The sequence below is a fragment of the Arthrobacter sp. Y3221160 genome (assembly GCF_059092585.1).
In genome coordinates, this window is record NZ_JBNHHU010000001.1 from 317,751 (window position 1) to 335,558 (window position 17,808).

Genomic DNA, 17,808 nt, shown 5'->3' on the forward strand with positions numbered 1-17,808 from the left:
GGAAAGCCTAGGGGCGGTGCGGTTCCCCAGGGATTTCGCGGGGTGAGCGTGCGTCTGCGTTCTTGAGGGCCTCAATGAACTGCAACCGCTCATCATCATCGATGACCAACTCTGCATGCGTTCCTCGGGGAGGGGCGAGGAGTCGTGGGCCTGTGTAGGTGGCGCCCAGGTATAAATCGTTGAGCGTCTCTCCGGGCTCCGCCATCGGTTGAGTGATGCTCTTTCTACCTCCAAGCGCAAGCCTGGCTACAAATACCACCACGGCGATGAGCATCAAACCCTCGATGGCATATCCTCCCCATTTCGTATATCCAATGAAGAACAACCCGGCGCTGACCAGGATCATGCCGATTACTAAGGCAACCGCGATCTTAAATGTTCTACGCATTGCCCTCTTCCAATTTCGGCCTTCCAGCGCCCAGACTTTTCTGATCAGGGTATCCCGACAGGACGTATCATTCGATAGTTCGAGGAGTGGCCGTCCGTTCAATGTCCCAAGGAGTCCGCAGCATGCACCTAAAACGCAGCGAAAGGGGCCGGCAGTTCATGAAAAAAATCCCCGTTGCGGCAGCCTTCGCATCCGGCATCTCCATGGTGTTCCTTGGCCTCGTGTTGGCCTTGTTTACGTGGATTGGTTTCGGGGGAATCAGCGAGGCCGATCAAGGACTGGCTCCTGCCCCTCTCAGGATCGGTTTCGTTCTGGTTTTCCTCGGGCTAGGCGCGCTCGGCTTCGTGATTGCAGTTGTATCGGCCCTTCGAGCTGCGTGGCACCTGGCGAAACGCAGGAAAGCAACAAACGATTAGAGGGCCATCAACGACCGGGGCCAGGCCACAGGCCGGTGAGGTTGGCCACCAAAGCTGCGCACCGGCGTCGTACTTTGCTATTTTCAAGTCCAAGACCTGTTCCTTGGGTCTCCGGACGACGGTTCAGTACCCGGTGTGCGACAAGACTGGCCAAAGGAATCACACATGGAATGGCTGATACTTGTTCTGTCCGGCGTCCTGGAAGCCGTCTGGGCCACGGCCCTGGGCGCATCAAAGAATTTCCGCCGGCTCTGGCCCACCATCATTTTCGTAGTATCCATGGCCCTGAGCATGGCCGGCCTGGCCTACGCCATGACTGCCATACCGGTAGGGACCGCCTATGCGGTCTGGGTCGGCATCGGTGCGGTGCTGACCGCGGCGGTTGCCATGGTCACCGGCGCCGAGAAGGCGACCTTGATACGCGTCCTCCTGCTGCTGGGCATCATCGGCTGCGTCGTCGGCCTCAAGGCGATCGGCTAAGGGGGCTGGCATGCATTGGACTGTCTTGTTAATCAGCGCCGTCCTGGAAGCTGTGTGGGCAACAGCGCTGGGGATGTCGGACGGACTGAGCCGCACGGTGCCCGCCGTGGTGTTCTTCGTGGCCTTGACCCTGAGCATGGTGGGCCTGGGCTATGCCATGCGCGGCATCCCCATCGGCACGGCATATGCGGTGTGGACCGGAGCCGGGGCAGCGCTGACCGTCGGCTACGCCATGCTGTTCGGCGGAGAACCTGCGAGCGTGCTCAAACTGCTGTTCGTTGCCGGGATCATCGGTTGCGTGATCGGGCTGAAGCTTGCCGATACGGGCGACGGGAACAAGTCATGAAAAAGCGCCGGCGGGTAGTGGAGAGGTTGGGGGAGTTACTCCATACCCGCCGGCGCTTGGACCGGGCACGTCCGGCCCCTCTTTCACTCGCACCGTGATGAGGTGTCTATGACACTACGAGCGGGTTCTGGGCACAGCCCCGGCAGCAGCTGGGAGGAACCTGAGTCCCGCGCCGCACGGGCCGCCCCCGGGCCTTGATTAGACTGGGAAAACCGACGACCGCGCCGCCTGACGGCCAACACCGTCCGCCGCCAAGATAGCCCCAAGACAGCCAAGGAGTGCACATGACCGACCACCGCCATGGAGAGTACAAGGTCCAGGGCGGCAAGCTCGTGGTCGTGGACTTCGAGGTGGCGGACGGACAGATCACCCGGCCGTCCGTCAGCGGAGACTTCTTTCTGGAACCGGATGAAGCACTGGCAGACATCAACGCAGCGCTTGACGGGATGAGCATCGAAAGCGCCCACGGCCACTATGCCAGCGCGATAAACGCTGCATTGCGGCCGGACGCGCAAATGTTTGGTTTCTCGGCCGATGCGGTTGCCGTGGCCGTGCGCCGCGCGCTCAACAAGGCCACCGGTTGGCTTGACCATCAATGGCAGGTTATTCCACCCACCCCGCTGCCGACGCACCTGCATGTCGCGATGGACGAGGTCCTGACCCGCCAGGTGGGGGCCGGGAAGCGCCCGCCGACGCTGAGGTTCTGGGAATGGGAGGCGCCGTCGGTGGTGATCGGCAGCTTCCAATCGGTCCGCAACGAAGTGGACCCGGACGGGGTGGAACGCCACGGCATCACCGTGGTGCGCCGGATCAGCGGCGGCGGCGCCATGTTCATGGAACGCGGTAACGCGATTACCTACTCGCTGTACCTCCCACAGACTCTGGTGGACGGGCAGAGCTTTGAAGCGTCCTACGCGTACCTCGACGCCTGGGTCATGGCGTCGCTGGAGAAGGTCGGCATCAAGGCGTTCTACCAGCCGCTCAACGACATCGCCACGCCGGAGGGCAAGATCGGCGGCGCGGCGCAGAAGCGGTTGGCCAATGGCGGGATGCTGCACCACGTAACCATGTCCTACGACATCGACGCGGACAAGATGACCGACGTCCTTCGGATCGGCAAGGAAAAAATCTCCGACAAGGGCATCGCCAGCGCCAAGAAGCGGGTGGATCCGCTGCGCCGGCAGACCGGCCTGACCCGCGAAGAAATCATCGACGTGATGATCCGAACCTTCAAGGACCGCTATGCCGCCGAGGACAGCGGTTTTTCCGAGGAAGAGTTGGCCATGGCCCGGGAACTCGTGGAGACCAAGTTCGGCACGGAAGAATGGCTGCACCGCGTACCGTAGGTGAGCGGCGGAAGCCAAGCGGCCGGGCTACCGGTCCCTGCTCCTGACCAAGCGGGCGTGAGCCGCGGCAGGCGAGGCGGCGAATTCGACGCATTCGTAGCCGAGAGCCGCGGCGTCCAGATCGTCGAACACGCGCTCGCCGGAGCCGAGCAGAACGGGCACCATGGCCAGGTGCAGTTCGTCCACGAGCCGCGCTCGCAGGTATTGACGGACTGCAGATGCGCCGCCGCCGAGCCGGACGTCCTGCCCGGCGGCGGCGTCGAAGGCCTTGCGCAGGGCGGACTCGATCCCGTCGTCGACAAAGTGGAAGACGGTCCCGCCGGCCATGGTGATGGGCGGCCGCGGGTAGTTCGTCAGCACGAAGACCGGATGATGGAACGGCGGGTCTTCACCCCACCAGCCCCGCCACTCCACGGAGGGCCACTCGCCGCGCACCGGCCCGAACATGTTCCGGCCCATGATGGTGGCCCCGATGCCCTCTCCTGCCCGGCCTCGACAAAGTCGTTGTCCAGCCCGGTGGAACCCCCGGCCTCGCCGCCCATCCGCTTGCCGGCCGCGGTCCGGAACACCCACTCGTGCAGCTGTTCGCCGCCCACTCCCAACGGGTCCTCAACGCTCTGGTTCGGGCCGGCTGCGTAGCCGTCGAGCGATACGGAAAAATTGTGCACTCGCAGTCTCGGCACGATTCCTCCTGCTCCTGAACCCCGGCGTCCGGGGGTCCGGGTACCTGGAAGACGACAGCCTATTCCACGGAGGCTGCGCAGGGAACCGTGCGGCGGCTACCGGCCGCCAATGGCCGCCGATGCGCCTGCAGCCGCTCGCCCGCCGTCGTCCGCCGTCGTCCGCTGTGCCGCTGTGTGCGCTCAGCCCCGGGTGCCGGCCTGCTGCGCGCGGAGTGCCCGGAGCAGATGGTCACGCTGTTCAATGACGATGCGGCGAAGCGCGGCCGGCGCCTCCGCGTGGCTGTCGAGCCAGGCATCGGTGCGTACGACGACGGGGTGGTCCGCAGGGGCCTGTCCGGGGACCAGGTCCTGCGCGATGGGGTAGAGCCCCCGAACCAGCCTGCCCGCTATCTCGATGCTCTTAACCGACCAGATTCGATCGAGTTCCTCAAAGTACGGTTCGGCATACCCTGCGTGAAGCCCGGGCGGGCCCTGGCAGAAACCATCGATGGTGGCGTCCAGCAGCTCGTTGGACAGCGAATCGGTATGCACCGCGGTGTGCCAGGCCTGGGCCTTCACCTCCGGAAGGGGCCGCGCGGTCATGGCTGCCAGGTGGCCGGCACGCGCCGCCGCGCTGCGGTCGGCTTCCAAGGCCGCATCCAGCTCCGCCGCCGAGGCGTGGCCGGTGGCCGCCAGCGCCTGCCAGAAGCGCCAACGTAAATCGGTGTCCAGCTTCAGCCCCTCCAGCACCGTGGTCTTGTCCAGCAGGCCGCGCAGGAAAGGCGCCTGGCCGTCATCGGCGCGCGCGACCGCCGCCAGCGACCGCGCCCAGGTCAGCTGCCGGTCGCTGCCCGGCTCCGCCGCTTCCGCCTCCCCGCGGGCGGCGGCCAGAAAGGCTTCCCGCAGGCCTGTCCGGAGTTCCGCCGGCGCGTAGCGGTCCATCGCCGTCTTGGCGCAGTCCAGGACCACCTGCAGCACGCTGTTCTCGGTTTCTGCCGGCGCGAAGCGCTGCACAGCCTCCACGTAGTCGGCGGCCGGGAGGCGCCCGTCGCGGGCCATGTCCCACAGGGTTGACCAGCACAGGGCGCGGGCCAGCGGATCGGTGACCTTGTCCAAGGAGGAAAGCACCGTCTCCAGGGAGCCGGTATCGAAGACGACCTTGGCGTAGCTCAAGTCCTCATCGTTGAGCAGCAGCAGGGCGGGAACCTCGCGGCCCGCCAGTTCCGGAACCTCGGTCCGCGGCCCCGCCACGTCCAGCTCCAGCTGGTCCGTGCGGACCAACCGGCCGGAGGCGTCCGGGTTGTACAGGCCCAGTCGCAACCGGTGCGGCCGGAAGGACGGCTCCTGCGTCACCGGATCCACCGCCTCCTGGACGACGCCCGCGGAGGCGATCGCACCGCCGTCGTACTCGAGGTCCACGCCCAGCGTGGAGATGCCGGCGGTTTGCAGCCACTGCCGCGCCCACTGCTCCATGTCCCGGCCGGAAGCCGCGCTGAGAGCGGTGAGGAAATCGGCCAGCGACGTATTGCCGTAGGCATGTTCGCGGAAATACCGGCGCGAGGCGCCGACGAAGGAGTCGAAACCGGCATAGGCCACCAGCTGTTTGAGCACCGAGGCGCCCTTGGCATACGTGATGCCGTCGAAGTTCTGCTTGGCCGCTTCCAGGTCAGGGATGTCGGCGACGATGGGGTGGGTGGTGGGCAGCTGGTCCTGCACGTACGCCCACCCCTTGCGCCGGTTGGCGAAGGTGATCCAGGCGTTGGTCCATTGCGTAGCCTCGGCGGACGCCAGGGACCCCATGTAGTCGGCGAACGATTCCTTCAGCCAGAGGTCGTCCCACCACTTCATGGTGACCAGGTCGCCGAACCACATGTGCGCCATCTCGTGCAGGATGGTGTTGGCGCGGGCCTGGTACTGGGCGTCGGTGGCCCGGGAGGAGAACACGTAGGCCTCGGTGAAGGTGACCAGGCCGGGGTTCTCCATGGCGCCCAGGTTGTATTCGGGCACGAACGCCTGCTCGTACTTGCCGAACGGGTAGGGGTAGTCGAAAAGTTCGTGGAAAAAATCCAGGCCGGCCTTGGTGACGGCGAAGATCCGCTCCGGATCGAAGGAGTCGGCCAGCGAGGCCCGGCAGTAGGCGCCAAGCGGCACACTCAGTTGTCCGCCGTCGGGCAGGGTGCCCTGCCAGGTGTCCGTGGCCGCGTGGTAGGGCCCGGCCAGGACGGTGGTGATGTAGGTGGAGATGCGTGGCGTCGGCTCGAAGCGGCGCACGGAGTAGCCGGGCGTGGAGCCCATCGGCTCGGTCACGGCCACCGCGGCGTTCGAGGCCACCAGCCAGTGGGCGGGGGCGGCGACGTGGAAGCTGAAGCTGGCCTTCAGGTCCGGCTGCTCGAAATTGGCGAAGACCCGGCGCGCGTCGGCCGGTTCGTATTGGGTGTAGAGGTACGTTCGGGCGTCCACCGGATCGACGAACCGGTGGAGCCCTTCGCCGCTGCTGCTGTACAGCGCGGTGCCCGTGATCGTGGCCTGGTTCTCGGCCTCGAGGCCGGGCAGCGTGATCCGGGAACCGTCCACCACCTCGTCGAGGTCCAGGGGCCGGCCGTTGAGCGTGACGGAGTGGACACCGCCGTGGATGAAGTCGGCAAACACGGTCGCGCCCGGTTCGCTGCAGCTGAACGTGATGACGGTGCTGGAGACGAAACCCGGCGCGTCGGGGTCCTCGGCAGTGCGCAGGTCCAGCGAGACCTCATAGCTCTCCACCTGCAGGATGCGTGACCGCGCGGCCGCTTCGTCGCGGCTGAGGTTCTGGTTCGTCATCCGGCCCATTTAACCATGCGCGGACCCGGTCGGGGCCCCCTCAGCGTGCGCCCATCGCCAGCCAGGCCGCGCCTATGCCCAGTGCTGCTATCAGCAGCCAGGAGAGCAGGGCCGTGGAGATGGCCGGCAGCGAGGAGCGGAGCAGTTCCCGCAGGCGGACTGCCGAGCCCAGCCCGAACAGTGCCGCGGCCAGCAGGAGTTCCTGCACGGACGCCGTGCCGTCCAGGACCGGCTGCGGCAACCATCCCGCGCTGCGCAGCATCATCAGGGCGAGGAACCCGAGCACGAAGAGCGGCACCAGCGGCGGCTGCTTGCCGGGCACCGCGGTCCCGTCTCTGTGTGCGGCTCCGGCCTTGGCCCTCCGCCGGCTGTGCAAGGCCGAGGCGGCCGTGACGGGTGCCAGCATCACCACGCGGGCGAGCTTGACGACGACGGCGATGGTCAGGGCCGCCGTGCCGGCACTCTGGGCGGTGGCGACCACCTGTCCGACGTCGTGCACGGAGGCCCCGGCCCAGAAGCCGAACACTTCCGGGGTCATGCCGGTGACCGCCATGACGGCCGGCAGGACGCCGATGGCCAGCGTGCCGCACAGCGTCACCAGGGCGACGGGCATCAGCGTGTCCTGGCTCCGGCTGCCCCGGGCCGCGGCGACGGCGCCGATGGCCGAGGCCCCGCAGATGGAGAATCCGGCGGCCAGCAGCACGGGCTGGTCGCCGGGCAAACGATGCCAGCGCGCCAACAGGAAGGTTCCGCCGAACGCCAGCAACAGCACCAGGACCACCAGCACCAAGGCGAACCAGCCCAGCTCGGCCAGGTCCGAGAGCGCCAGCCGGGCGCCCAGCAGCACAATCCCTGCACGCATCAACGTCCGTCCGCAGAAGGCCAGCCCGGGAAGTGCCGCTCCACGCGTCCACGAAGCAGTAGGCGGCAGGTTCGCCGCCAGGATACCCAGGACCACGGCGATGCTCATCACCGGGACGGCCGGCGCGAGCCAGTGCAGTCCGTGGGCGGCAACTACGGCGGCCGCCGCAAAGAGCAGCCCCGGTCCGACGCGGAGCAGCCAAGGCCTGGCGCGCGGCCCCGGATCCTGCGGCCCGGCCGGCGGATTAGGCCGAGCAGGGCGGGGCTCCGGTGACTGAGGTTGAGGCACTTCGCTACCGTACCGCCTGCAGTCCGCGGTCCGGGCGCAATCGGCACCCTCCCTTCAACAGAAAGGGTGAGCAGCGGGACAAGGTCATGAACTTGTGCCCGCTGTTACAAAGAAGCTGCCTTGTGCTCGGCGCTCGCCGTCGGGCCGAGGATGACCTTCTGGTCCTTGCTTAGGACGGTCAGCCCGGACTCGGTGACCGTGAAGCCCCGCGCGCGGTCCAGTTCGGGATCGACGCCGATGGTGGCGCCGGCCGGGATACGGACGTTCTTGTCCACGATGGCCCTCCGGACCACGGCTCCCTCGCCCACCGTCACCTTGTCCAACAGCACGCTCCCGTGGATTTGGGCGCCCTCGGCGACGAAGACGTCGGTGGAGAGCACCGACTCGGTGACTTCTGCCCCCGAAACCACCACGCCCTGGGACAGCAGGGAGTCGTGCGCGGTGCCCGCGGTGCCGCTGACTCCGCGCACCAGCTTGGCCGGGGGAGACACCGACTGGCGCGTATAGATCGGCCACCGCAGGTTGTAGAGGTTGAAGGCGGGCAGCGGGCTGATCAGGTCCATGTGGGCCTCGTAGTAGGAATCCAACGTGCCGACGTCGCGCCAGTACTGTTGGTCGGCCCCGGTGGAACCGGGAATATCGTTCGCGGTGAAATCGTAAACGGCCGCTTCGCCGCGTTCCACGAAGTAGGGAATGATGTCCCCGCCCATGTCGTGGTTGGTGTCCAACCGCTCGGCGTCGGCCTCCAGGGCCTCCAGCAGAGCGTCCGTGTTGAAGACGTAGTTTCCCATGGACGCCAGGAAACTGTCCGGGTCATCCGCCAGGCCGGGAGTGGTTGCAGGCTTCTCCACGAAGGCGCGGATCTTGGTGGGTGCATCGGGCTCGGACTCGATCACGCCAAACTGATTGGCCAGCGCGAGCGGCTGGCGCACCGCGGCCACGCTGGCGGCCGCACCGGACGCTATGTGCTCCTCCACCATCTGGGAGAAGTCCATCCGGTAGACGTGGTCCGCGCCGACCACCACCACGATGTCCGGCCGGGCGTCATGGATCAGGTTCAGGGACTGGTAGATGGCATTGGCGCTGCCCAGAAACCAGCTCTTGCCCCGCCGTTGCTGCGCCGGTACCGAGGCAACGTAGTTGCCCAGCTGCGCGGCCATGCGCCAGGTTTCGGAAATGTGCCGGTCCAGGCTGTGCGATTTGTACTGCGTCAGCACCACGATCTCCCGGTATCCGGAATTGACCAGGTTGGACAACGCGAAATCGATCAGCCGGTAGCTGCCCGCAAAGGGCACGGCCGGTTTGGCCCGGTCCGCTGTGAGCGGCATCAGGCGCTTTCCCTCGCCGCCGGCTAGCACAACGGCCAAAACCTTCTTCTGTGGCATCGTCCATCCCATCGCATTCGCGGTCCAGTGCCGGACCGACACACGTCCCCCTTGTCAACACACAGTAGAGGAAGGGCCGGGCGTGCACTACGTTAGGTGTCGTGCGTGTAGACATTGTGACAAAAGAATTCCCGCCGGAAATCTACGGCGGAGCCGGCGTACACGTGGCCGAGCTCAGCCGGGTGCTGGCCGGCAGAGTGGATCTGCACGTGCATGCCTTCGGGGCCGACCGGCCGTCCGACTTCCATGGCGCGACGGTGCGCAGCTACGGGGTCCCGGCCGGACTGCGGAAAGCCAATGCCGCGGTGCAGACCCTCGGCGTCGACCTTGAGATGCTGGACGGCTTCGCCGGTGCGGACTTGATTCATTCCCACACCTGGTATGCCAATATGGCCGGGCATTTGGGGTCGCTGCTGCACGATGTGCCGCACGTGCTGAGCGCGCATTCGCTGGAGCCGTTGCGGCCGTGGAAGGCGGAGCAGTTGGGTGGGGGCTATCGGCTCTCGTCCTGGGCGGAGCGCACCGCCTACGAGGCGGCCGCTGCGGTCGTTGCCGTGTCGGCCGGGATGCGCAGGGACATTCTGCGCAGCTACCCCGACGTGGATCCGGACAGGGTGCACGTGGTCCACAACGGCGTGGACGTGCAGGAATGGAAACCGGATTACGACGACGACGCGGTGCGCGCCTTGGGAATCGACCCTGACAGGCCCAGCGTGGTCTTCGTGGGGCGGATCACCCGGCAGAAGGGCGTGCCGTACCTGCTGCGCGCAGCGGCGTTGCTGCCGCCGGAAGTGCAGCTGGTGCTGTGTGCCGGCGCCGCCGACACCCCGGAACTGGCGGCCGCGGTGAATGCCCTGGTGGCCGGGCTGCGCGGGACCCGCGACGGCGTCGTGGTGATCGAGCGGATGCTCCCGCGGCCGGAACTGATCCAGGTGCTCAGCCAGGCCACCGTCTTCGCGTGCCCGTCGATCTACGAACCGCTGGGCATCGTGAACCTTGAAGCCATGGCCTGCGGCGCCCCGGTGGTGGCCAGCGCCACCGGCGGCATTCCGGAGGTCGTCGACGACGGCGTCACCGGCACCCTGGTGCCCTTGGAGCAGGCGAGCGACGGGACGGGCACCCCGCTGGACGAGGAACAGTTCGTCCGCGACTTCGCCGCCGCACTCAACAAGACGCTGGATGATCCCGCCGCCGCCCGCCGCCAGGGCGAGGCGGGGCGCCGGCGCGCCGAGGAGCACTTCTCCTGGGACTCCATCGCCGAGAAGACCCTGGGTCTTTACCGCAGCGTGCTCGCGTAGGAGGCGCAGCCCGCTACTGGCGTTGGGGGAACCGGCGCACAAACCGTCGCCGGCACGGGGTTTCGACGGCGCCGGGGCGGTAGTGCTCACGGACGTAGCGGGTGGCCTCGGCGGCGGGAACGCCGTCGAGAATCGCAATGCAGGCCAGCGCCGTGCCGGTCCGCCCCCGGCCTCCGTAGCAGGCGACCTCCACCCGTTCGTCCCCGGCGCGCAGCCAGGCTTCGCGGAAGGCCGCCTCGGCGTCCGACAGGTCTTCCGGCAGCCGTAGATCGCGCCAGCGCACCCACCGCTGCTCCCACAGGGTGGAGGCCGGAGCACGGTGCTTCAGGTACAGGGCGAATTCCGGCGCGGGACCCGGCGGCAGCGGAACACGCAGCGCACGGCCGCGCAGCAGCCTCCCGGACGGCAGCCGCAGCACCCCCGGCAGCCCGGGATCCCACGGTGATCCCATGCCAGAGAGGATAGCCCCGACGGCGCGCCACGTCTCACCGTGTGGATGCCTAAGCGTTTGCGCAGCTGTGAGAAGAATGCAAGTAAGCCATATCCGTTGTAGGCGTGGCAGCGATGAGAGGCTGCTGGGTTCCGCCCTCAATCTCGCTGACCGGCTGCGCATAGCGTTCCGGCGTGTCGGTTACTCGATCCCCGCTGAATGCGGCATGAAAGGGGCTACACCTTGCCGTCTCGGCAGTACGTCTGCGGATGAACGTACGCTTCGCCACTCACCTTCGCCCGACGTCCCGCGTTGCAAACTGCTCCGGAGATGTCTCGTCCTGCGTTTTCGACAGACAAAAGTCGACGTCGATTCTGATAACGAGCGCAATGATCAGTCTCAGTACCGTGAGAAGGTTTGAAAATAATCGTACTGGTTTTCACAGATTAATTGCGATCCGTGGAGGTGCTTCTAGGGCGTCACCGCGAACGACGTGGTCCGGCTTCATTTGTAAAGGCACTCTGGTCGTTTCCTCGGCTTCGCTGAGGTCGCGTATCCCATGGCGTTGTCATGACGCTGCCTCCACCTGTCTTACGTCCTTAAAGTGTAAAGGGACTGGAGATAACGGCTATCTCGCACTCATCCGGTGCATCCTTAAGAAAGCGGCTCCCGAGAGGCTCTGACTTTGGGTGCCAACAGAGCGGAAAGAGGACTCAGAACGTCCGCTTCCGGTGTCTAAAGCAGCGGGTGTGACCTCCCATCGGACGGACCTGCCTTCACGGTTACGTCACATCTCGATCACCTTTTCCACAGCTTCGGGCTGGGGGCGATAAGGTTTATTGGTCTTATGTAGTAATGGGGCTTGCCTTGAATTCTCTGGCTATCGCCTCCAGAGCAGCAGGTCACATCAATAATCGCTACTTGGAGCGATCCAATCAGGGGGTTTTCATGAAAAGCAACACACCACTACCTAACGGTAAGCCGTCGGATCAGCGTCCCGGAGGAGAGCAGCCCGTGGGGACAGCCCAAGTTAAGACTGCCCGTCCCTGGTACAAGAAGAAGCGCGTAATCATCCCGGCCGGTGTACTGGCACTGATCATCGGCATCGGCAGCTGCGGCGGCGAAGATCCAGTCTCGTCCGACCAGAGCAGCCAGGTTCAGGAAACCCCGGTGGCGGCCGAGCCCAGTGTGGACGCTGAGGCCGAGGCCCAGGCCAGCGCTGAAGCTGCCGAGAAGGCCGAAGCGGAAGCCGAGGCAAGAGCAAAAGAAGAAGCGGAAGCAGAGGCTGCCAAACAGGCTGAGGACGAGGCTGCGGCCAAGGCTGAAGCAGAAGCCAAGGCGGCTGAGGGTACGGTCAGCCAGAAGAACGCCCTGCGGTCCGCTCAGAACTACATCGACTTCCAGGCTTTTTCGCGCACTGGATTAATCCAGCAGCTGGAGTTTGAAGAGTACTCCACTGAGGACGCGACGTGGGCGGTTGACCGTGTTGAGGTCGACTGGAACGAGCAAGCAGCCAAGGCAGCCCAGAACTACCTCGACTTCCAAGCTTTCTCCCGCCAGGGGCTGATCGACCAGCTAATCTTCGAGGGCTTCACGCCGGAGCAGGCAGAGTATGGAGTGAGCCAAACGGGTCTCTAATTTTTAGTAGATGTGTTGCCCCGATAGGGCTTGTAGTCAACCGTCGAGCGGCTATGAGCCCTATCTGGTTGTCGTTGGGAAAGCCGTTCATACGGGATCACAACGGATAACAGGAGCGCGAGCCTGCCCGGGAACTCCGTGGAACTCGGCGGTCCAGATGGTTTAAGGTGTCGCCGAGGCTCGTAAACAGCCATCGACGGGCCAAGGGCCCGCTCACCGTGACCAAGACCCACGATAAGCCAGACCGTGACCTACGAGGTCACCAGTCTGAAGCGAACGGAGAAGCAATCGCCACGCGCAAGGTCCTCTGCAGCCAGAGTTGCGCCCAGACGGCAGCCAACATCGCTGTCACCAAGGCATCCAAGGATGCCTCCGTGAAGTTCGTCAAGGACTAAGCCGAAACGAAAGCCCAGGCAAAGGCCAAGGCGAAGATCACCAGCACGCTGAAGGCGTAGGCTAAAGGACGCGAAAGCCAAAGCACTCAAGGCCGGTAGCGCGCAGACGCAGACGTAGTCGATTCAACAGGAAGCCCCCTGGTGGTCATTCCGGCGGAAATTCACCCGCTCGACAACGCACGGCAGGCCTTCGACGCCACGTCCCGCGCCGAGCACTGCCGCTCATGTTGCCGTTTCATGATGAGCACGTGCCTGCATTCGCCAGCGACGCGGCAGAAGATTTCGCTCCCTAGTGGCAACCTGCGTTCTCGACGTCGCACTGGGCGACAACGCAATCCGCTGAACGTGGAGGTCATCGCCCTGCTCCACAGTGGCCACTTCGCCTCCGGCCCTTCCCGGTTCACCAAGGCCCTCGCTGCCGCCCCCAAACGCAGCGCCATGTCCCACCGCACTAGGCCATAGCCACGGGTGCCGACGTTTGCGCGGGCCCAAGGCCGGTATTCGGCGGGGAAACAGGCTACCCGGCAGCTTATGAATCAGGGGGCAGGATCGGCGTCGCGTCCCGGCGGGTGATGGCCGGCTGTGGCGGCCCGGACGTCGCCCTCTTCATGCCCGCCCTTGTTCTTGCCGAAGGGCAGCACTTTGAGCAACGGGTGCAGGATTGCCATGACGACCAGGCCCCAGGCGAGTCCGAGGACGGCCGAGCACAGGGTGTTCACGAGCCAGGCCAGGAAGCCGCCGGCCACCGGGATCCCGGCGAACGGGCCCTCGAGGACGTGGACCAGGTCATAGGGAGCGTGCCAGCCGAGGTCGTATGCCCCCTGGAGCATGATGTGGCCGCCGACCCAAAGCATCGCGATCGTGCCGACGAAGGTGATCGCGGCCAGCACCGCGGGCATGCCCTTGACGAGCAGCGCGCCGAAGCGCTGCGAGCCCGCGGAGTCCTTGGTGGTCAGGTGCAGGCCGATGTCGTCCATTTTGACGATGAGCCCGACGGCGCCGTACACGAGCACCGTGATCGCAATCGCCACGACGACCAGGATGAGCGCCCGGACCCACAGAGAGGCGTCGCCCACCTCGTTCATCGAGATCACCATGATCTCGCAGGACAGGATGAAGTCGGTGGTGATGGCGCCCTTGACGACCTTGGACTCCGCCTCCGGACCCCGCTCGACCGCCGGCGCCTTGTCGGCCTCGTGGTGGCCGCGAACCTTGTGCCAGACCTTTTCGGCGCCCTCGTAGCAGAGGTAGGTGCCGCCCAGCATGAGGATGAACGGGATCGCCCCCGGGATGAAGGCGCTGACCAGCAGCAGCGCCGGCAGGATGATCAGCAGCTTGTTCCGGAGCGAGCCCCAGAAGATGCGCTTGATCATCGGCAGTTCGCGGGAAGGGTCCGCCCCGGACACGTACTGCGGGGTGACGGCGGCGTCGTCGATCACCACGCCGGCGGCCTTGGCCCCGGCCTTGGCGGCGCCCGCCGCGACGTCGTCCACCGAGGCGGCCGCGATGCGGGCCAGGGCCGCGACGTCGTCGAGCAGGGCGACGAGACCGCCGCTCACAGATCGCCTCCGCGTTGCTCGATGGCTGACTGCTGGACGTAGAGGCCACGGTTGAGGTGCGTGATCGGCATGCTCAAAAGTATACGGCGGCGCGACGCCCGTCCGCCCGGGGGAGTGCGTTGATGGAGGCCAGGCGGGAGGCGTTCATCGAGGTCGGCCAGGGACGAGCAATCAGCGCAACACGATGTCCACCGGCCGTGCCAGGGAGTGGCCGCGTTCCAGGATGCCCGACCGGTTGGCGGATTCGTCGCGCAGGACTTCGGTGACCGAACCGAGGAAGCGGGCCAGGTCCACCTTGTCCTCGGGGGCGGCCAACAGCAGCTGGAAACCGAATTCGTGCAGCGCGTTGATGCTGGCCTCGGCAAACGCCAGCGATGATTTCACGAAGGCCTCGTCCATCATCACCGTGCCGAAGGTGCTGAAGCCCTGCCCGGCGATGCCCAGTTGGTAGGCCAGCGCCGACGCCATGATGAACGCGGTGAAGCGCTGGCCCTCGCCGCCGGACATCAGGCTGGCCTGCAGGTTGGTGTAGGCGCGGCCGTCCGCCAGGAGATTGGTGCAGGTGATGTCCACGTGCGACCGCACGTCCAGGACCTCGGCGCGCCAGCGGCGCTCGTCCTCGGAGGCCAGCCTCTCCACAATCCGCTCCAGGGCGAGGTAGCGGGCGTCCATGTCCTCGGCGGTCTGCCGCCTGCCCATGACCGGCAGCGCGTTCTTCAGGTCAGTGCGGAACTTGTGCGAGGCGTCGGGCACCGCGTTGGCGATCTCAATCTGCAGGTGGCTGTCCTCGTGGTACTTCACGCGCCGCAGGATTTGGTTCAGCGGCTGCAGGCGGGACGCAATGCTGCGGCGTTCTTCGTCCAGCAACTGGAGCAGGTCGCTGAAGCGTTCGTAGGTGCGGTTGTTGAAGTACTCGCGGAACTCCGTCTCCCGCTGCGGCAGCCCTTCGCCCACGATGTCGTGGTAGCGCGCCTCGTAGTCGGCGGCGGCCTCCAGCGACGTGCCGTGGTCTGATCCCCACTGCCTGCCGTAGGACTCGAAGATCTTCACCAGCTGGTTGCCGGCCTCCAGCCGGGTCCGCTCCAGCAGGCCGCGGGAGTCCAGCAGCGCGCGCTCCACCCGGGTGCAGACGTCCCCCAAAAAGGCCAGGTCGGTGATCTCCCCGTACGGGGCAAAGAGGTCGTCCAGCTCGGCGGCCAGTTCGTCGGTCAGCTGCCCGGCGGTCTCACCGGTGGCGGCCAGGGCGTCCCGGCGACTGCGCGCGGCGTCCAGTTCGGCGGTCAACCGGGCGGCGTCGCCCTTGAGCACACCGATCTTCTCCGTGGCGGCCGTGAGGTCCAGTTCCGCCGTTTCCAGCTCGAACCGCAGCTGCTCCAGGTCCGCGTTGGCATCCCGGGCCTGCTCCAGGCGTTCCGCCGCCGCTTCCACGGCGGCGGCGTGTGTTTCGGCGGAAACCTCCGCCCAGTCGCGGGTGTCGGCCGCCACGGCCTTGGCTGCGGCCAGCCGGCGGCCCAGATCCTGCTGCTCGCGGGCGCGTTCGGCGGATTCGGCATCCGCCGTGCCGTACGTCTCGCGCAGTTCCAACAACCGCGCGGCGAGGGCCGCAATCTTGTCCTGATTGTCGAAGCCGAGCAGATAATCGGACGCCCCGGTGTGCCGGTCGTCCTTTTCCGTGGTGCTGCTGCTGCGCTTTACCGCGCCGCCCAGGGTGACGCCGCGGGCGACGTGTGCCAGTTCGTCCGGGTCGTCGACGCAGACGTAGTCGTAGTGCGCCGTGATCTTGCGCCGGACCCAGTGCCCCATGGCGGTGTCCTTGGTGACCAGTTTGGTGACCAGGTCATCGTCGCCGGCGTCGGCCTTTCCGTCCAGCGGGGCGCTGACGTCGATGATCCGCAGGAAGCCACGGATATTGTGCTCGTTCAGGTAGCGGGTGACGGCCTTCATCCGGTCGCCCGGTACCAGCATTGCGGCGGCCAGCGACCGCAGTGCGCGTTCGGCGGCCGGGCGCCAGCGGGCCTCGGCGGCGGCCATGTCGATCAGCTCGCCGGCAAACGGAAGTTCCTCTTCCGCGATGCCCGTGGCGGCACAGACCTGCCGGCGGCGCTCCAGGCTGTCGAGACGGATGTTGCTGGTACGGCGGCGGAAGGACTCGATTTCTTCCTCCAGCGCACGGATCCGGCCCTTGAGGGTCCAAGCCTCGCCCTGGGCATCGTTGCTCCGTTCGCGGGCCGACTCGGCCTCCTTGGCCAGGTCCTTGGCCAGCACGGCGGCACGGCTGCGCGCGGCGGCGAGGCCGGCGGGACTGAAATCCGCTTCAATCCCGGCGGCCGCCATCTCGCCCCGGAGGGCATCTTCGACGGACTGACGGGCCCGCAGCTCGGCCTGGGCCGCCGCCAGCTCCCGTTCCAGGGTGGCGACGGCGGAGCCTCCTTCGCTGCCGTAGCGCGCCCTGAGCGACGCCGCCTTCTCCCGGAGCCCGTCGCGTGCCGCTTCGGCGGTTGCCAGCGCGGCCGTCGCCGCCGTTGCTTCCGCTTCCAGCCGGTCGATCTGCCGGCCATGGCAGTCCAGCGCCAAACGTCGCCGGTAGAGCGGCAGGGCCTCGTCCGCCAACACCTGGTTGCGCTCCAGCCCGGCCTGCGCCTGCTGCAGCTCCCGATGCAGGCGGGGCACGGGGGCCAGCAGGTCCCGCTGCTGCCGGGCGCGTTCCAGCTGCCGCCTGATGCTGCTGAGGTGGCTGAAGTCTTCCACGGCCTCCTCCGCGGCGGCCAGCGTCCGGGGCGTGTCCAGCACGTGGTTGCGGAAGAAGTCGTTCACGGTGCCGCCCAGGCCCCTGCCCGTCTGCAGCGTCCGCAGCAGGCCGAAGGCCTTTTCCTGGTCGATGCCCAGCGCTTGCCGGAATCGCTCGGCAAACGCCTTGTGCGAATCAAAGACCTGGCTGCCCGGCAACAGGGCCTCCAGCGAGGTCTTGCTGAACCGCCCCAGCATGCGGGCCTCCAGGGCGGGAATGTCCAGCGCCTTGTTGTGCAGCACATAGAAACGGCCCATATTGTGTTCGGTCCCGTTGGCCGGCAGGTCCAGCAGCACGGACAGGCTGGTGGTCTGCCCCAGGGCGTTGTCGAAGGTCAGGCAGACCGCCGACCAGGTGGCACCGGGACGCTGGTAGAACGTGGCGTTCCGGGACCCGTCGCCGTCCGCCGGCGTGGCGCCCAGCCGTCCGCGCATGTAGCTGAACGCGGTGCGCCGTTCCTCGGCGGCGCTGCCGGCGCTGGTTTGGGCAGCCTCGTTCATCTTTGGCCGCGCGTCCAGCACCTGGAGCATGCCGTCGAAGATAGTGGACTTGCCCACGCCGGAGCCGCCGGTCAGCAACGTTCCGGCGCGGTCCACGCGGATGGTGTGGGAGCCGTCGAAGGTGCCCCAATTGACCAGCTGCACGCGGCTGAGGCGGTGTTGGCCGGGATTGAGCAGCCCGTCCAGGGGCAGGATCGTCTCGATGCTCAT

14 protein-coding genes and 1 riboswitch are annotated in these 17,808 nt (G+C 66.6%); of the genes, 6 read left to right on the forward strand and 8 right to left on the reverse strand.

The window, feature by feature from the left end; all coding sequences use genetic code 11:
- Positions 1-7: 7 nt before the first annotated feature.
- Positions 8-388 carry a hypothetical protein gene (locus AC5RWG_RS01495; RefSeq protein WP_494166270.1) on the reverse strand — a complete coding sequence of 127 codons (381 nt, stop codon included), beginning with the start codon at positions 386-388 and terminating at the stop codon, positions 8-10.
- 122 nt (positions 389-510) lie between these two features.
- Here AC5RWG_RS01495 and AC5RWG_RS01500 point away from each other — a divergent pair, with 122 nt between their 5' ends.
- The 4 genes from AC5RWG_RS01500 to lplAB all read left to right on the forward strand — a co-directional run bounded on the left by AC5RWG_RS01500 (position 511) and on the right by lplAB (position 2,976).
- Positions 511-804, forward strand: a complete 294-nt coding sequence (locus tag AC5RWG_RS01500; protein WP_494013949.1) for a hypothetical protein — start codon at positions 511-513, stop codon at positions 802-804.
- Positions 805-893: 89 nt separating this feature from the next.
- Positions 894-959, forward strand: a riboswitch (guanidine-III (ykkC-III) riboswitch).
- A 10-nt stretch (positions 960-969) separates the two neighbouring features.
- Entirely contained in the window at positions 970-1,284 is a 315-nt protein-coding gene (locus AC5RWG_RS01505) for a DMT family transporter (protein WP_493978495.1), read from the forward strand.
- Positions 1,285-1,294: 10 nt separating this feature from the next.
- On the forward strand, positions 1,295-1,630 hold the full coding sequence (locus AC5RWG_RS01510) for a DMT family transporter (protein WP_494013950.1): 336 nt from the start codon (positions 1,295-1,297) through the stop codon (positions 1,628-1,630).
- A 284-nt stretch (positions 1,631-1,914) separates the two neighbouring features.
- A complete protein-coding gene (gene lplAB / locus AC5RWG_RS01515; RefSeq protein WP_494127880.1) occupies positions 1,915-2,976 on the forward strand; it encodes a lipoate-protein ligase LplAB in 1,062 nt (353 codons plus the stop codon).
- Positions 2,977-3,003: 27 nt separating this feature from the next.
- On the opposite strand, the gene AC5RWG_RS01520 is transcribed toward lplAB, so the two are convergent.
- From AC5RWG_RS01520 to glgC, 4 genes are all read right to left on the reverse strand, one after another.
- Positions 3,004-3,435, reverse strand: coding sequence for a dihydrofolate reductase family protein (locus AC5RWG_RS01520; protein WP_494166271.1), 432 nt, complete (start codon positions 3,433-3,435; stop codon positions 3,004-3,006).
- Between the two features lie 404 nt (positions 3,436-3,839).
- Positions 3,840-6,455: an aminopeptidase N gene (pepN, locus tag AC5RWG_RS01525; protein ID WP_494166272.1), complete on the reverse strand. Its 2,616-nt coding sequence runs from the start codon at positions 6,453-6,455 to the stop codon at positions 3,840-3,842.
- 40 nt (positions 6,456-6,495) lie between these two features.
- Positions 6,496-7,515 (reverse strand): YeiH family protein, encoded by a 1,020-nt coding sequence (locus AC5RWG_RS01530; RefSeq protein ID WP_494167083.1) that lies wholly within the window; start codon positions 7,513-7,515, stop codon positions 6,496-6,498.
- 194 nt (positions 7,516-7,709) lie between these two features.
- Complete coding sequence (gene glgC / locus AC5RWG_RS01535; RefSeq protein ID WP_494166273.1) at positions 7,710-9,002, reverse strand: glucose-1-phosphate adenylyltransferase; 1,293 nt, start codon at positions 9,000-9,002, stop codon at positions 7,710-7,712.
- An 89-nt stretch (positions 9,003-9,091) separates the two neighbouring features.
- Here glgC and glgA point away from each other — a divergent pair, with 89 nt between their 5' ends.
- Positions 9,092-10,288, forward strand: a complete 1,197-nt coding sequence (gene glgA, locus AC5RWG_RS01540; RefSeq protein WP_494166274.1) for a glycogen synthase — start codon at positions 9,092-9,094, stop codon at positions 10,286-10,288.
- A 13-nt stretch (positions 10,289-10,301) separates the two neighbouring features.
- On the opposite strand, the gene AC5RWG_RS01545 is transcribed toward glgA, so the two are convergent.
- Positions 10,302-10,739, reverse strand: a complete 438-nt coding sequence (locus AC5RWG_RS01545) for a protein-tyrosine phosphatase family protein (RefSeq protein WP_494166275.1) — start codon at positions 10,737-10,739, stop codon at positions 10,302-10,304.
- An 834-nt stretch (positions 10,740-11,573) separates the two neighbouring features.
- Between AC5RWG_RS01545 and AC5RWG_RS01550 the strand changes: the two genes are divergently transcribed.
- Positions 11,574-12,356 (forward strand): Ltp family lipoprotein, encoded by a 783-nt coding sequence (locus tag AC5RWG_RS01550; protein ID WP_494166276.1) that lies wholly within the window; start codon positions 11,574-11,576, stop codon positions 12,354-12,356.
- Between the two features lie 931 nt (positions 12,357-13,287).
- On the opposite strand, the gene AC5RWG_RS01555 is transcribed toward AC5RWG_RS01550, so the two are convergent.
- Both AC5RWG_RS01555 and AC5RWG_RS01560 read right to left on the reverse strand, forming a co-directional pair.
- Positions 13,288-14,310, reverse strand: coding sequence for a DUF808 domain-containing protein (locus AC5RWG_RS01555; RefSeq protein ID WP_494074508.1), 1,023 nt, complete (start codon positions 14,308-14,310; stop codon positions 13,288-13,290).
- 171 nt (positions 14,311-14,481) lie between these two features.
- Complete coding sequence (locus AC5RWG_RS01560; RefSeq protein WP_494166277.1) at positions 14,482-17,808, reverse strand: ATP-binding protein; 3,327 nt, start codon at positions 17,806-17,808, stop codon at positions 14,482-14,484.

Excerpts from the sequence above, each read along its gene's own strand:
- AC5RWG_RS01495 (WP_494166270.1), bottom strand. The coding sequence starts at position 388 with ATGCGTAGAACATTTAAGATCGCGGTTGCCTTAGTAATCGGCATGATC.
- AC5RWG_RS01500 (WP_494013949.1), top strand. The coding sequence starts at position 511 with ATGCACCTAAAACGCAGCGAAAGGGGCCGGCAGTTCATGAAAAAAATC.
- AC5RWG_RS01505 (WP_493978495.1), top strand. The coding sequence starts at position 970 with ATGGAATGGCTGATACTTGTTCTGTCCGGCGTCCTGGAAGCCGTCTGG.
- AC5RWG_RS01510 (WP_494013950.1), top strand. The coding sequence starts at position 1,295 with ATGCATTGGACTGTCTTGTTAATCAGCGCCGTCCTGGAAGCTGTGTGG.
- lplAB (WP_494127880.1), top strand. The coding sequence starts at position 1,915 with ATGACCGACCACCGCCATGGAGAGTACAAGGTCCAGGGCGGCAAGCTC.
- AC5RWG_RS01520 (WP_494166271.1), bottom strand. The coding sequence starts at position 3,435 with ATGGGCCGGAACATGTTCGGGCCGGTGCGCGGCGAGTGGCCCTCCGTG.
- pepN (WP_494166272.1), bottom strand. The coding sequence starts at position 6,455 with ATGACGAACCAGAACCTCAGCCGCGACGAAGCGGCCGCGCGGTCACGC.
- glgC (WP_494166273.1), bottom strand. The coding sequence starts at position 9,002 with ATGGGATGGACGATGCCACAGAAGAAGGTTTTGGCCGTTGTGCTAGCC.
- AC5RWG_RS01545 (WP_494166275.1), bottom strand. The coding sequence starts at position 10,739 with ATGGGATCACCGTGGGATCCCGGGCTGCCGGGGGTGCTGCGGCTGCCG.
- AC5RWG_RS01550 (WP_494166276.1), top strand. The coding sequence starts at position 11,574 with ATGGGGCTTGCCTTGAATTCTCTGGCTATCGCCTCCAGAGCAGCAGGT.
- AC5RWG_RS01560 (WP_494166277.1), bottom strand. The coding sequence starts at position 17,808 with ATGAGCATCGAGACGATCCTGCCCCTGGACGGGCTGCTCAATCCCGGC.